This window comes from Chryseotalea sp. WA131a, from assembly GCA_025370075.1.
Taxonomy (GTDB): Bacteria; Bacteroidota; Bacteroidia; order Cytophagales; family Cyclobacteriaceae; genus ELB16-189.
Genome location: CP073016.1, coordinates 2,837,781 through 2,851,740 on the forward strand (window position 1 = coordinate 2,837,781; position 13,960 = coordinate 2,851,740).

Annotated in this window: 13 protein-coding genes; 9 read left to right on the plus strand and 4 right to left on the minus strand. The window is 42.3% G+C overall.

Going from position 1 to position 13,960, the window contains the following annotated elements:
- Window positions 1-85: 85 nt before the first annotated feature.
- The gene (locus KA713_12975) at window positions 86-1,369 is read left to right on the plus strand and encodes a UDP-N-acetylmuramoyl-tripeptide--D-alanyl-D-alanine ligase (protein UXE65389.1); all 1,284 of its coding nucleotides are present in this window, start codon (window positions 86-88) and stop codon (window positions 1,367-1,369) included.
- A gap of 2 nt (window positions 1,370-1,371) precedes the next feature.
- On the opposite strand, the gene KA713_12980 is transcribed toward KA713_12975, so the two are convergent.
- Window positions 1,372-1,914 carry a YceI family protein gene (locus KA713_12980; GenBank protein UXE65390.1) on the minus strand — a complete coding sequence of 181 codons (543 nt, stop codon included), beginning with the start codon at window positions 1,912-1,914 and terminating at the stop codon, window positions 1,372-1,374.
- Window positions 1,915-1,980: 66 nt separating this feature from the next.
- Here KA713_12980 and KA713_12985 point away from each other — a divergent pair, with 66 nt between their 5' ends.
- Window positions 1,981-2,640 carry a DUF2461 domain-containing protein gene (locus tag KA713_12985; protein ID UXE65391.1) on the plus strand — a complete coding sequence of 220 codons (660 nt, stop codon included), beginning with the start codon at window positions 1,981-1,983 and terminating at the stop codon, window positions 2,638-2,640.
- On the opposite strand, the gene KA713_12990 is transcribed toward KA713_12985, so the two are convergent.
- From KA713_12990 to KA713_13000, 3 genes are read right to left on the minus strand one after another with little or no spacing between them, the layout of a single operon-like run.
- Complete coding sequence (locus KA713_12990; protein ID UXE65392.1) at window positions 2,637-3,842, minus strand: hypothetical protein; 1,206 nt, start codon at window positions 3,840-3,842, stop codon at window positions 2,637-2,639. The genes KA713_12985 and KA713_12990 overlap by 4 nt on opposite strands.
- A complete protein-coding gene (locus KA713_12995; GenBank protein UXE65393.1) occupies window positions 3,826-4,377 on the minus strand; it encodes an RNA polymerase sigma factor in 552 nt (183 codons plus the stop codon). Before KA713_12995 ends, KA713_12990 begins: the two co-directional genes overlap by 17 nt.
- Window positions 4,378-4,385: 8 nt before the next feature.
- A complete protein-coding gene (locus tag KA713_13000) occupies window positions 4,386-5,609 on the minus strand; it encodes a hypothetical protein (GenBank protein ID UXE65394.1) in 1,224 nt (407 codons plus the stop codon).
- Window positions 5,610-5,786: 177 nt separating this feature from the next.
- Here KA713_13000 and KA713_13005 point away from each other — a divergent pair, with 177 nt between their 5' ends.
- From KA713_13005 to rodA, 7 genes are all read left to right on the plus strand, one after another.
- Window positions 5,787-6,623, plus strand: coding sequence for an amidohydrolase (locus KA713_13005; GenBank protein UXE65395.1), 837 nt, complete (start codon window positions 5,787-5,789; stop codon window positions 6,621-6,623).
- A 115-nt stretch (window positions 6,624-6,738) separates the two neighbouring features.
- Complete coding sequence (gene purH, locus KA713_13010; protein ID UXE65396.1) at window positions 6,739-8,262, plus strand: bifunctional phosphoribosylaminoimidazolecarboxamide formyltransferase/IMP cyclohydrolase; 1,524 nt, start codon at window positions 6,739-6,741, stop codon at window positions 8,260-8,262.
- 100 nt (window positions 8,263-8,362) lie between these two features.
- A complete protein-coding gene (locus KA713_13015) occupies window positions 8,363-9,388 on the plus strand; it encodes a rod shape-determining protein (protein UXE65397.1) in 1,026 nt (341 codons plus the stop codon).
- Window positions 9,389-9,500: 112 nt separating this feature from the next.
- A complete protein-coding gene (gene mreC, locus KA713_13020) occupies window positions 9,501-10,340 on the plus strand; it encodes a rod shape-determining protein MreC (protein UXE65398.1) in 840 nt (279 codons plus the stop codon).
- Between the two features lie 125 nt (window positions 10,341-10,465).
- A complete protein-coding gene (locus KA713_13025) occupies window positions 10,466-10,849 on the plus strand; it encodes a Rod shape-determining protein MreD (GenBank protein ID UXE69124.1) in 384 nt (127 codons plus the stop codon).
- Window positions 10,846-12,672, plus strand: coding sequence for a peptidoglycan glycosyltransferase (locus tag KA713_13030; protein ID UXE65399.1), 1,827 nt, complete (start codon window positions 10,846-10,848; stop codon window positions 12,670-12,672). Before KA713_13025 ends, KA713_13030 begins: the two co-directional genes overlap by 4 nt.
- A 5-nt stretch (window positions 12,673-12,677) precedes the next feature.
- Window positions 12,678-13,952 (plus strand): rod shape-determining protein RodA, encoded by a 1,275-nt coding sequence (gene rodA, locus KA713_13035; GenBank protein ID UXE65400.1) that lies wholly within the window; start codon window positions 12,678-12,680, stop codon window positions 13,950-13,952.
- Window positions 13,953-13,960: the final 8 nt, after the last annotated feature.

The window sequence follows — 13,960 nt, forward strand, 5'->3', positions numbered from 1 at the left end:
ATACTACAAAGTTGTGCAAACAAACACTGTATAAATACGATTATCGGTAAAATAAAAATTGATTTTCTAGCTTTAGGAAATTTTTATGGACATCCCTCAGCTCTACCAACTCTATCTTCAATCCGGCAAAGTCTCTACCGACACCCGCCAAATCATACCCGGTTCTATTTTCTTTGCTCTTAAAGGCCCCACGTACAATGCCAACGCTTTCGCGGAAGAGGCCTTGCAAAAAGGAGCGAGCTATGCGGTGGTAGATAATGCTGCCTTTGCCAAAGGTGACCGCATTATTTTAGTCGAAGACTCGTTGCAAGCGCTACAACAATTGGCTGCCCATCACCGCGATCAATTAAAAATTCCGGTCATTGGCCTTACGGGATCAAACGGAAAAACCACCAGCAAAGAATTGGTGAGTGCCGTGCTGAGCAGAAAATTTAAAACCTTTGCCACCAAAGGAAATTTAAATAACCACATTGGTGTTCCTCTTTCCATTTTGTCGATTGACAATACATACGAGATAGCCGTAATTGAAATGGGTGCTAACCACGTAGGAGAAATTGCAAGTTTGAGTTCGATTTCAAAACCGAACTATGGATTTATCACCAACATTGGCAAGGCACACATTGGCACTTTTGGTGGATTTGAAAATATTATCCGCGGAAAATCGGAATTGTACCAACACTTGATTAATGCCAATGGTAAAGTTTTCATCAACTCGCAAAACCCAATTTTGGCCAACATGGCCAAGCGAATTAAAGAACCGATTTTTTATCCAGCCAAAAGCGATTACTACCATTGTGAATTAATCAGTGCAGATCCATTTGTAAAAATCAGGGCCGCAAATGGAGATGAAGTAACCATCCAATTGGTGGGCAGTTATAATTTTGAAAATATTGCCGTGGCATTGTGCATCGGAAAATACTTTGGTGTGCAAGATACGGATGCTAACCAAGCGGTGGCCGACTATGTGCCGGGCAATATGCGCTCGCAGAAAATTGAAAAGGGGAGCAACACAATCATTTTAGACGCTTACAATGCGAACCCCAGTTCGATGCAGGCGGCCATCGAAAATTTGGCAACCATGCACGCCATTAAAAAAGTAGCGATGGTGGGTGACATGTTTGAGCTTGAAGACGAGGCTGAAGCGGAGCACCGGCAATTGGGAAAATTATTAAAATCTAAAAAGCTTGACGCGGTTTATCTGTGTGGAAAACTTTGCCTATTTGCGAAAGAAGAGTTTCCTGAAGCCCGCTATTTTGAAACGAAAGATTTACTGATCGATGATCTTAAAAAATTCCCCATTCAGAATGCTACTATTTTAATTAAGGCTTCGAGGGGAATTGGGTTGGAGAAAATTTTGGAATTTATCTAAACTTATTTGGCCACCATCACTAAATTTAATTTCACATAAATCTCCGTTGCTATTTTTGTACTTACGATTTCGGGTATTTTAATGTCATGATCGGCCAAAGCAATGGTGAAATTTGAGTTGACCGTAAGCGTACCTTTTTCTATTTTTATTTTTGCTGGAATTATCCGCGGCTGCTTTTTTCCATGAATGGTTAAGTTTCCGTTTGCTTTTACATCGTACTCACCATCTTTTGTAAAGTCTATTGTCTCCACAATTTTTCCTGTGAAGGTAGCATCATAGTACTTATCGGTCTCCATGTACTTTTCATTAAAGTGGTCTTTCTGCAACTTGCTGTTAAACCCTTCGAAAGATTGTACCTTAACCAGAAAAGCAAATTGATTGTTGGCCGAATTAATAACACCTTGTAAATTTTTCGACTGAGCCTTGATCAACTCAAGCTTGGCGTTGGAGGTAAAATCGATTTCACCCTCTTTCACGGAGAATTTGGTTTGGCCATAGATTGACAAATGACCAATTAGTAGTAGAAAAAATACGATTGCCCTCATTTTGTTTTTTTTATAAATGTAAATTTAATTTAGGTAACTTTAACTGAATAAAATAGGTGATTTAATATGGAATCCATACTCAAGTTTTTAAAAGCAATTGCAAAAAACAACAACCGCGAGTGGTTTGAAAAAAACAAACCAAAATACCTGGAAGTCAAAGTAACGTTTGAAGATTTTTTGGAAGCACTTCACCAAGAGCTATTGAAGTTTGATGAAAGCTTGGCCACGCTCAATCCGCGCAAGTTGGGTTTCCGCATTTACCGCGATGTGCGCTTCAGCAAAGACAAAAGCCCGTATAAAATAAACATGGGAGCAGGCTTTTCTGCTCATGGCAAAATGGAACAGGAGGCAGGCTATTACATTCACTTACAACCCAACAACCAAAGTTTTGTGGCAGGTGGTTTTTACATGCCCGATGCTGAGAAGCTGGCCAAAATCCGCCAAGAGATTGATTATAATGCAGCCGCTTTCACTAAAATCTTAAACAATAAAAAATTCAAAGCCACTTTCCCCAAAGGGCTGGATGATTTTGACAAACTGAAAACTGCACCCAAGGGCTACGCCAAAGACCATCCGCAGTTGGACATACTAAAACATAAAAGTTTTATTGTCTCGCATTATTTTACCGACAAAGAAGTGGCTGATAAAAAATTTGCTAAGAAAGTAGCTGATTGCTGCAAGGCATTAAAGCCGTTGAATGATTTTTTGATGGAGGCGGTGGCTTAAAAAAGTTTCGAAATGCCAAACGAAATACCTGCGCGATATGGGTATACATTTATTGGAATGTCTAATCGCTCGTTTGACATTAGCGTGTAATGAAAAAATGGTTGCACAAAAAACTGATAGCCATTTAATGACTCCACTTCAATGCGATATAAAATCTCATATCCTCCATAGAAGGAACCGCTATTCGTGTAAGGAGCTCTAGGGCTATTGAGAAGACCGCTTTCAAAAAGCAATCCACCGCCCATTTTGTGTTTCATTTTGCCCTCCGTCAATAAATACAAAGCTCCTAGCCGAATTCCCACGTTTAACATCTTGTATTCGATGCCCTCGTTTTTCATTGTGGGCGAAATTAAATACGTGCTCGCATTCTGCTTTTCAAAAGTTAATTCAGTGTTCGACAAAGCTCGATAGCTAAGAATTTGACTTTGGTAATAAATCGTGGCACCACTGTACAAATCGATTTTTTTGCCAATCGATAGCTCAATCCCACTTGAAATCCCAAAGCCAAGGCGTTGAGTGGAAATGAGTGAAGGTGAATTCAGTCTGTCGATTGTCATATTGTCGGCAGGCGATGCTTCTACTCGATAAAAAGATAAGGAAGGAGAGAAGAATGCAAAGCCACGCAGGGTTTTGATTCGCTTTGGCTTCTCTTTAGACTCCTCCTTAACAGCTTTCACTTTTCTGGTGGTATCCAAAGCTATTAAGACTTGCGAAGCTGAATCAGGTTTGCTTACTTCTGTTAGAGAAAAATCTGATGTTTTGATGCTTTCTGGCAATGGATGGTTATAACTATCCAAATTTTTAGATGATATAAGTGTGAAATCGTTCGCTTCGTTAACGAGCGGAGTTTTTTTCATACTTTTTTTTGAGTCAAAACTTTGTGCTTTAACATATTCTTTGGCTTGACTGGATGACATTGGTGGCAATGGATGCCGATCGGCATATTGCGCATGGCTGTCAACTAAGTTGTTTGGAGCAAGCGGTTTCAGAGTCACAGCTTCATTCTGGTGATGCAGATACCGGCCTACTAAAATAGACAAACCAATAATTGCACTTATTGCCAAAAAAGCGGCTTTACGGTTGCTCCGTCTTGGCAATTGTGTTTCGATGCCATGCCAAACGCTTTCGTCTGGTACATCATGATAGTTAGCCAATTTTTCTTTTGCATTTGCCAACCAATTTTCTTCAGGCAGATTTTTCATAAGAAATGGATGCCATTTTGTTTAACTTTTTTTTCAACAATTCTTTGGCGTAGTTTAGTTGTGATCTAGATGAGCCAACAGATATTCCCATCAACTCTGCAATTTCGCTATGCTTGTAACCTTCTATCTCGTAAAGATTGAATACCATTTTACAACCCAGCGGAAGAGTGTCTATGATTTCAACGAGCTGCTGTGCTTCCAGATGGTGACCCTCTATGCCGATACTCGTTTCAGAAATATTATCAGTCTCTAACCGAACGATCTCACTTTTTTGCCATCGGTGAAAGTGGGAAATGCACACCCGCACGGTAATGGCTTTGGCCCACGGCTCTAATTTGGTAGCCTCGGAAAGTTGGGGCAGGTTGTTAAAAATTTTGATAAAAGCTTCTTGTAAACAATCCTGCGCGCCTGCACGGTCGGGTGCATAGCGCCTGCATAAACCCATCAATTTTGGTTTCAATAGGTCGTACAGCTGTCGCTGTGCCTTGGAATGGCCCTTGATGCACTGATTGACAAGGTGTTCGAAGTTTAGCATCTACTGCCTCAATTCGATAGCTTTATTCTTACTTTTCCATTGCCGCAAGTTGAGCCTTGGCAAATTCGGTATACAAGGCTGTCGCTTTTAAACGAGCTCGAAGGTCTCTGGTACGAAATGAATTGGCTATTATTTATGGTATTGATATTAGCAGTACCTAACTGCGGACTTGTTACAATGGTGAATGAGTCGATTGGCTTTCCACAAAGGATGTCGTTATTGAGAACATCTAATTGCATAAGGGGTATGTTATTACCCGAGAGGTCAAAGAAATCCTCCACTGCGCGTAAGGCACAAGCGACATCACTTTTGATAGAAACCGCCACAGTCGCTGAAACACACTTTCCGCTCAAACAAAGTTGATAGGTTAGGGAGTCAACGAAACCATTTCCAGCGGAAGGAGGGAAAACATACGAAACATACTTATTGGAATCGATTTTCACGCTTCCAAATTTTGGCATCCTGAACAAGCTAAGTGAGGTGGCAGCATCTGCACAGAGTTGGTCATTTGCCAACACTTTTAGAGCTGCCTTCCCAACATTGCTGCTGAACTCAAATTGATCGTTTCGTGCCAAAGGAGCACATTTGCCATTTCTCCTAAGGTAAACAATCCCAAACGTAAAGTCATTGTCAATCGATAGCTTATAAATAATGCTGTCATTAGCAAAAGTTGAATTTGGTATGTATTCAATCTTGTTATTAACAACCTTGGCCGAGCCTTGCCTTGGCGGATAATTGCCATTAGGCTGGAATACAGAAATTGAAAAAGCACGGTTACAGTAAAGATCATTGCTTGCCACATCAATCAAAACGGATGATGTGACGCCAAAAACATAATCATCCTTAGCAAAAAGGCAGGGTAATTTGGTTGAATCGTTCTCGATGATAATTCCAATACTATCTGTTTTTAGAGCTTGATTATTAGCGATGATTGAGAAAGAAAATGAGTCTCTTGCCTTTTTCGTACCAGTGTTTGGTCTGTATTGCAGAAGACCGTTCCCCAAATCAGCAAGCTCACCATTTTTTGTAGATGTGTTTATGCTAAAAGTTACCGACCGATTTGCTTTTACGACTGAAGACAAATCGATGAAGCGGGAGTTATTAATGAACGCAATAATCGCTTCGTTATTGATACTAACGTTTGGTTCCGCCTTGTCCACTTCAAGCGTATCACAGGAAATGGTTATGGCGTAACACAAAAACACGAATAGGAATGAGTGTTTAGCTTTCATAAAATTGGATTCTTTTGTAAGTATGAGCAGTTTTTGATACCGAACGTTGGACAGCCAAGGTAAATTTTGCCTATTACCTTAATTCAACCTTATCAAAACCTTCAAAACTTTTCAAATAGCACCTTCCTCTCATTTTCAAATTAATATGTTTTCTTTGCACTCCGTTTCGCAGCCACTATGCAAGATTTAAAAGTTACGCTCATCCAGTCTGACCTGCATTGGGAAGACCCCACGGCCAATTTGGCCATGTTTGAAGAGAAAATCTGGCAAATTGGGCAACAAACCGATGTGATTGTGTTGCCCGAGATGTTTACCACGGGCTTTAGCATGCACGCCCATCGCCTAGCCGAAATGATGAACCTGCGCACTTTTAAGTGGATGCGCCAAATGGCCGACCAAACGGGCGCACTCATTTTGGGCAGCTTTATCGCCAACGTACACGACCGCCACTTCAACCGATTGCTGTGGATGGAACCGGGCGGCAACTTTAAAACCTATGACAAAAGGCACCTTTTTCGCATGGCCGAAGAGCAGCACGTGTTTTCATCGGGTGAAAGTTTGTTGATAGGCCACTGGAAAGGCTGGCGGATTTGCCCATTGATATGCTACGATTTACGCTTCCCTGTCTGGGGCAGAAATAGATGGAATCCGTCCCTAAAAAAACTCTCCTACGATTTGTTGATATACGTGGCCAACTGGCCGCAGGTGCGGGCAAATGCGTGGGAGGTACTGCTCCGGGCACGCGCCATTGAAAACTTAAGTTATGTGGTAGGTGTAAACCGTGTTGGTAATGATGGCAATGGAGTTGAATACAATGGCCAGTCGTCTGTGATTGGCTTTAAAGGCGATTCTATTTTTTCGGTAGAAGGTGCAGAAGCTGTAAAGACTATTGAGCTTAGCGCCAATGCGCTGCAAGCCTACCGCGACCGCTTCCCTGCTTACTTAGATGCCGATGACTTTAGCATTGAAGTCGAGGCGATGGAGGAAAGGGATTTTTTGCATGGTCTAAGTTAATTTGAAAATGATTCAATTTGAAAATTTGAATATTTCCAATTGAGCTCAACTCAATGTTCTACATAACATCGATCATTTTCAAATTAGCTAATTTTCAAATCTTCAAATTGAACGTATGACTAAAAAGATTTCGAGAGCCCTCATCTCTGTTTTTTACAAAGACAACCTCGAACCCATTATCCACTTATTGGCGAAGCAAAATGTAGAATTTGTTTCTACCGGTGGCACACAAGAGTTTATTGAAAAGCTTGGCTATAAAGTTACGCCTGTTGAAAAATTGACGAGCTATCCATCCATCTTTGGTGGTCGGGTAAAAACATTGCACCCTGCAGTATTTGGTGGGATTTTGTTTAGAAGGGAAGAGGCGGGCGATGTAAAACAAGCGGCAGAGTTCAATATCAATCCCATCGATTTGGTAATAGTGGATTTGTACCCGTTTGAAGAAACCGTGGCAAAGGGTGGTAGCGAAGATGACATCATTGAGAAAATTGACATTGGTGGCATTTCGCTTATTCGGGCGGCTGCCAAAAATTTTGCCGATGTGTTGATTGTGGCCTCACGCAACCAATACCCCGAGTTGCTTGAGTTGTTGAAAAGCAAAAACGTTTCGAGTGAATTAACCGACCGCAAGCATTTTGCTGCTTTGGCATTTGATGTTACCTCGCATTACGATTCTGCTATTTTTTCCTATTTCAATCACGATGCGCAAATCACCAGCTTTAAAAGCAGCCATCAGCAGGGGCACATTTTACGCTATGGCGAAAACCCTCACCAAAAAGGAATTTACTATGGTGACTTAGGGAAGTTGTTTGAAAAACTTAACGGCAAAGAACTTTCATACAACAACTTAGTGGATGTAGATGCCGCAGTTAATTTAGTGCAAGAGTTTGAAGGTGAGAAGGCATTTGTCATTATCAAACATACCAATGCTTGTGGCGTGGCAATAGGCCCATCCGTAAAGGAAGCGTACCTAAAAGCCTTTCAAGCCGATACGGTTTCAGCCTTTGGCGGTGTGTTGGCCACAAATCAAACCATCGATTTGGCAGCAGCCGAAGAAATCAATAAGTTGTTTTTTGAGATTTTGATTGCGCCAGGCTATGAACCGGCCGCATTGGAGCTTTTAAAAACCAAGAAGAACCGCATCTTATTAAAGCAAAATCACTTATTGAAGGCGACCAAGCAGTTTAAGAGCTTGCTGAACGGTGTGATTGAGCAAGATGTTGACTTTAAAACCGACAGCAAGGAAGACTTGAAGACGGTGACCAAAGTTGCCCCCACACCATCGCAGGTCAATGCCCTACTCTTTGCCAGCAAGATTTGCAAGCACACCAAGTCAAACACCATCATTTTGGCGATAGATGGTCAAATGTTGTCAAGCGGAGTGGGTCAAACCAGTCGAGTAGACGCGTTGCGCCAAGCCATTGAGAAAGCGGGCACGTTCGGGTTTACGTTAGAAGGTGCGGTAATGGCATCGGATGCGTTCTTCCCTTTTCCAGATTGCGTGGAGATTGCGAACCAATACGGCATTCAGTCGGTGATTCAACCGGGTGGCTCTATCAAAGACCAAGACTCCATCAATTATTGTGACCAACATGGCATGAGCATGGTGTTCACTGGCTTTCGCCACTTCAAACACTAGCTTGTAAGTTTTTAGGCAAACTATCTTAAAAATTCACGCAATTATTTCTTTAATTTCGTGCCTAATTTTATTGTCCACTTTTACTTGACAAGGCAACCGAATGGCACTTTTTGATTTTTTCACCCAAGATATAGCAATTGACTTGGGCACAGCCAATACGCTGATTATCCATAAAGACAAAGTAGTGGTAGATGAACCGAGCATCATCGCCATCGACAAAACTACCAACAAAGTGCTGGCCATCGGTCGCGAAGCCATGCAGATGCACGAAAAGACCCACGACAACATCAAAACCATCCGTCCGCTGAAAGAAGGAGTGATTGCCGACTTCCATGCGGCCGAAATGATGATTCGCGGTATGATTAAGTTGATTGACACGGGTAGGCGGTTTTTTCCGCCATCATTAAGAATGGTGATTTGCATTCCTTCGGCCATTACCGAGGTGGAAAAACGTGCCGTGCGCGACTCGGCAGAACATGCTAATGCCAAAGAGGTGTACATGATTCACGAGCCGATTGCCGCTGCCATTGGTATAGGCATCGACATTGAGCAGCCTGTGGGCAACATGATTGTAGACATTGGTGGTGGAACGACTGACATTGCTGTGATTGCCCTTTCGGGGATTGTGTGCGACCAATCGATTCGGATTGCAGGCGATACCTTTAACAGGGATATTTTGGACTACATGCGCAGACAACACAATCTGTTGATTGGCGAACGTTCGGCCGAGCGCGTGAAAATTGAAGTGGGCTCTGCATTGACAGAATTAGATGACGGCCCTGATGATTACGAAATCCGCGGTCGCGATTTGATGACAGGCATTCCCAAAACAATCAAGATTTCTTATTCAGAAGTTGCCTTTGCGTTAGATAAGTCCATTTCAAAATTGGAGGAAGCAGTATTGAAGGCCCTGGAGCTTTCCCCGCCCGAGTTGTCAGCCGATATTTACGAACAAGGAATTTATTTGACAGGTGGCGGGGCCATGTTGCGCGGATTGGACAAACGATTGTCACTGAAGACCAAACTGCCCATACACGTGGCCGAAGACCCTTTGCGTGCGGTGGTGCGTGGAACCGGGGCAGCTTTGAAAAACATAAATCATTACCGCAAGGTTTTGATGACCTAGTTTTGAAAATAGGCAATTGACAATTGGTAGTTGACAATTGCTCCGAATTTTGTCAACTGTGTTTTGTCAATTGTCAACTAATATGAATAGCTATCAACACCCATACTAGTCCATGCAGCAGCTCTTTCATTTCATTTACGCATACAGGGCTTTTTTCATTTTTTTGTTTCTGGAATCATTGTGCACTTGGTTGGTAATCGAGAACAATCAATACCAAAGCACCAAATACTTCAATACCTCCAATAGCGTTGTGGCATCCATTATCAGCACCTCGCAAAATATTCGTGAGTACTTTTCTTTGCGAGACATCAATCAGGCACTGGCTGGTGAGAATGCAGCGCTCCGCAAAAAAGTAGACCAGCGCAATCAAATGTTGAGTCAATTGGATCTTCGTGAAATAATAGACACCGCCATCATCAATCGGTTTGATTACTTGAGTGCAAAAGTGATTAACAACACCACCCGCAACTATAAAAATTTTATCACCATCGATAAAGGCAAATCAAATGGATTAGAACCTGGCATGGCTGCGATCAGCTATGCGGGTGTGGTGGGCAAAGTAAAATCCGTATCAGAGCATTATGCCGTGTTGATTTCTTTATTGAACATCGATAACCAAGTATCCAGTAAAATAAAACGGACGGGTCACTTTGGCACTGTGCAATGGGATGGCACTGATGCCCGCATCATAGATTTAAAGTACATTCCGAGGCATGTGCAATTAGAAGTAGGTGATACCATTGTTACCTCTGGTTACAATGCCATTTTCCCAGAAGGTGTTTTGATTGGTGTTGTAAAAGATGTAAAGCTAAATGAAGAGGCACAGTTTCATACCATCAAGGTTGCCGTGGCACAAGATTTTGGCAAGTTGGCTTTTGTCGAGGTAATCAAGAGCAATTTGAAGCACGAGAAAGATTCGCTAGAACTAAAAACCATAGGAGCACCCAAATGACGCGTACTGCCATTTTATCATTCCTTGCTTTTTTTGGCTATGTGCTGGTACAAGTGCTGTTGTTTAAAAATTTGGTGCTGTTCAATACCGCTTTTTGCTTTTTGTATATCTTCTTCATTTTATTGCTGCCGATTGAGTTTAACAATCTTTGGCTTATGCTCATCGGGTTCGTAACTGGTTTTTTCATCGACATTTTTTATGACAGCCTGGGTTTGCATGCGCTGTCCTTGGTGTTTGTTGGGTATGTTCGCAACTATTGGCTATCTACCATTACACCGCAAGGTGGATACGATATTGGTATTCAACCTTCGTTGGCCGCCTACGGGCTTCAGTGGTTTTTGGTGTACTCCATTCCGCTGGTGTTTGCTCATCACTTTATTGTTTTCTTTGTAGAGGCTGCGGGCTTTCAATTTTTTTGGTACACCATGTTGAAAGTGATGATGAGCCTTTTGTTTACCCTTACGGTTGCACTAATTTTGCAGTACCTTTCACTTGACAGAAGAAGATGAACGAAGGGAGGCGTGAAATACTGCAAATCGTTTTTGTGTTGGTGGGGATTATTTTCCTCATCAAATTATTTTTTATTCAAGTTTTAGATAGCAAATACGCTGAGCTGGCCGATAGCAATGCTATACTTCGCCAAGTAGAATATCCCTTTCGGGGATTGATAACCGACCGACAAGGCAAGTTGATTGTTTATAACACACCCGAATATGATTTAATGGTGGTGTACAAGGATGTAAAGAACTTGGACACTGCAAAATTTTGCCAAGTGTTTGGAATTACCACCGAAGAATTAAGAAAGAAATTCAAGCGGTTTAGGGAGATGAAGAAAAGTAAAGACAAAGACTTTACACCCGTCAAGCCCATGCTTTTTATTGATCAACTTTCAAACGAAGATTTTGCAAGGGCACAGGATTACATGGATGAATTCCCTGGCTTTTACATTGAAGCCAGAACCACACGCGCTTACACCACGAATGCCATTGCTAATGCCTTAGGGTATGTAAGTGAAATCAGCAAAACAAAATTAGAAGAAGACAAGTCGAAAATTTATAAGCAAGGCGATTATGTAGGGCAAAGCGGCATCGAAGCATTTTATGAAGAGCAGCTTCGTGGTCAGCGCGGCATACGCTTTAAACTTCGAAATGTAAAAGGGATTGAAAAAGGTTCTTTCAAAAACGGTTCGTACGATACGCTTTCTGTGCCAGGTCAAGATTTAGTTACCGGTATTGATTTGGATTTGCAAATATATGGTGAGTACTTAATGAAAGGAAAAGCTGGGAGCATTGCCGCCATCGAACCATCATCAGGCGAAGTGTTGGCATTGGTTTCAGGTCCATCGTATGACCCCAAACTTCTTACTGGAAAGAATTATAGTAGCAATTTTCAGTTCATCAGCACCGATACCATGAAGCCGCTCTTCAATCGGCCGTTGATGGCACAGTATCGTCCGGGTTCTATTTTCAAAATCGCTCAAGCGATGACGGCTCTTCAAGAGGGTGTGGTTACATCCGAAACCAGATTTAGGTGCGACAAATCTTTGATTGGATGCCATGCGGGACACGATAATCAAGATTTGAGAGGCGCCATTACCAATTCATGCAACCCATATTTCTTTAATGTGTTACGAAAAATGTTGAACAAAGGCGTAACCAACGACCCCTTCTCTGACACACGTGTTGGATTGGCCGAATGGAATAAACATATCAATAGTTTTGGTTTTGGAAGTCAGTTGGGCATTGACTTGCCAAATGAAAAGGGTGGCTTGATTCCAACACCTGCCTACTACGATCGTGCCTACAGCAATCGTCCCTGGAAATTTTCAAACATCTATTCCATTGCCATCGGTGAAGGAGAAAATTTAGTTGTGCCATTGCAGATGGCCAATTTTGCGGCCACCATTGCCAATCGCGGATTTTATTATACACCACACATTGTAAAAGCAATTGGGAAAGATAAGAAGCCGTTGCCCCAATACTTGGTTCGTCACTATACCACCATTGATTCATCTTATTTTAAAATTGCCGTGGATGCCATGCAAAATGTGGTAGAAGCAGGTACAGGCGTTCGAGCCAGGTTGCCCGACATCATCGTCTGCGGAAAAACCGGAACCGTTCAGAACGACCCACTTCCCGCTCATGCTGTATTCATAGCCTTCGCTCCACGCGATAATCCTAAAATAGCGATAGCGGTGTATGTAGAAGATGCAGGCCAAGGTGGCCGCGCGGCTGCTTCTATCGCCAGCTTGATGATTGAAAAATATCTAAACGGTAAGACCAAAAGGCAATACATAGAAGATTATGTATTAGCCGGCAAATTTTTAGACTGACCACATTGAGAAGAGACGATGACATATCGGGCAGTTTAGATTGGACAACTGTTTTGTTGTACATGGCTTTGGTGTTGCTCGGCTGGCTCAACATTTATGCAGCCATTTATGATGAAACCGCGAATCAATCCATTTGGGATTTATCGTTGAGTTCAGGAAGGCAGATGATGTTTATTCTCGCAGCTGTGGTAATTGTTGCGGCCATCATCATTGTTGACATGCGCTTTTACGAAACTTTTGCGTATCTCTTTTATGGCCTCATTTTATTCATGCTGATTTTGGTGCCCATCATTGGGAAAGAGGTGGGTGGAAACAAGGCGTGGATCGGTATTGGGTCGTTTGGTGTGCAGCCTTCTGAGTTTGCTAAATTCATTACAGCCCTTGCCGTGGCCAAGTTTGCGGGGTCGGTTGGTTTTAAAATGGATAACCTTCGAAACCAAGCAGTATTGTTTGCACTGATTGGGTTGCCCATGGTATTGATCCAACTACAAAAAGATACGGGCACGGCTTTGGTATTTACTTCTTTTGTGTTGGTTTTCTATCGCGAGGGTATGTCGCCCTTTTTGTTGATTGTTGGAATTTGTGCTGCTTTTATTTTCATCATCACACTGCTGGTGCCCAACCCGCTTTACTTGCATGCCGCCATTGCCGTTATCTTGCTCGTTGTTATCTACTTGGGCAAAAAAAAGTTTAAGCGAATCGCCATCGTAACCATTGGCGCTCTCATAATTGCAGGGGTTATAGAAAGTGTTGACTATGTGGTGAAAGATGTGTTGAAGCCCCACCAGCGAAATAGAATTATGGTACTGGTAGATCCTGACATCGATCCGCTGGGTACGGGGTGGAATGTAACGCAATCTAAAATCGCCATCGGTAGCGGTAGCTTTGCTGGCAAAGGATTTTTAAAAGGCACACAAACAAAGTTTGATTTCGTTCCTAAGCAAAGCACTGATTTTATTTTTTGCACCATTGGCGAAGAATTTGGTTGGCTTGGAAGTTTGGCAGTGATTGGCTTGTTTGTAGCATTGCTCTTGCGTGTAACGTTTATTGCCGAGCGGCAGAAAAATAGGTTTGCTAGAGTTTATGGTTACAGTGTGGCGTGTATTTTATTTTTTCACTTTGCCATCAACATTGCTATGACGATTGGATTGTTTCCGGTAGTTGGCATCCCACTTCCATTCTTTAGTTATGGAGGCTCTTCACTTTGGGGCTTTACTATTTTGCTTTTTATCCTGCTGAAGCTAGATGCACATAGGGGAGAAATGCTGCAGCGGATTTAGTAAAAAAA

Coding starts and splice junctions, on each gene's coding strand:
- KA713_13000 (UXE65394.1), bottom strand. CDS start 5,609: ATGAAAGCTAAACACTCATTCCTATTCGTGTTTTTGTGTTACGCCATA.
- KA713_12975 (UXE65389.1), top strand. CDS start 86: ATGGACATCCCTCAGCTCTACCAACTCTATCTTCAATCCGGCAAAGTC.
- mreC (UXE65398.1), top strand. CDS start 9,501: ATGCAGCAGCTCTTTCATTTCATTTACGCATACAGGGCTTTTTTCATT.
- KA713_13005 (UXE65395.1), top strand. CDS start 5,787: ATGCAAGATTTAAAAGTTACGCTCATCCAGTCTGACCTGCATTGGGAA.
- KA713_13030 (UXE65399.1), top strand. CDS start 10,846: ATGAACGAAGGGAGGCGTGAAATACTGCAAATCGTTTTTGTGTTGGTG.
- KA713_12985 (UXE65391.1), top strand. CDS start 1,981: ATGGAATCCATACTCAAGTTTTTAAAAGCAATTGCAAAAAACAACAAC.
- KA713_12980 (UXE65390.1), bottom strand. CDS start 1,914: ATGAGGGCAATCGTATTTTTTCTACTACTAATTGGTCATTTGTCAATC.
- KA713_12995 (UXE65393.1), bottom strand. CDS start 4,377: ATGCTAAACTTCGAACACCTTGTCAATCAGTGCATCAAGGGCCATTCC.
- KA713_12990 (UXE65392.1), bottom strand. CDS start 3,842: ATGAAAAATCTGCCTGAAGAAAATTGGTTGGCAAATGCAAAAGAAAAA.
- purH (UXE65396.1), top strand. CDS start 6,739: ATGACTAAAAAGATTTCGAGAGCCCTCATCTCTGTTTTTTACAAAGAC.
- KA713_13015 (UXE65397.1), top strand. CDS start 8,363: ATGGCACTTTTTGATTTTTTCACCCAAGATATAGCAATTGACTTGGGC.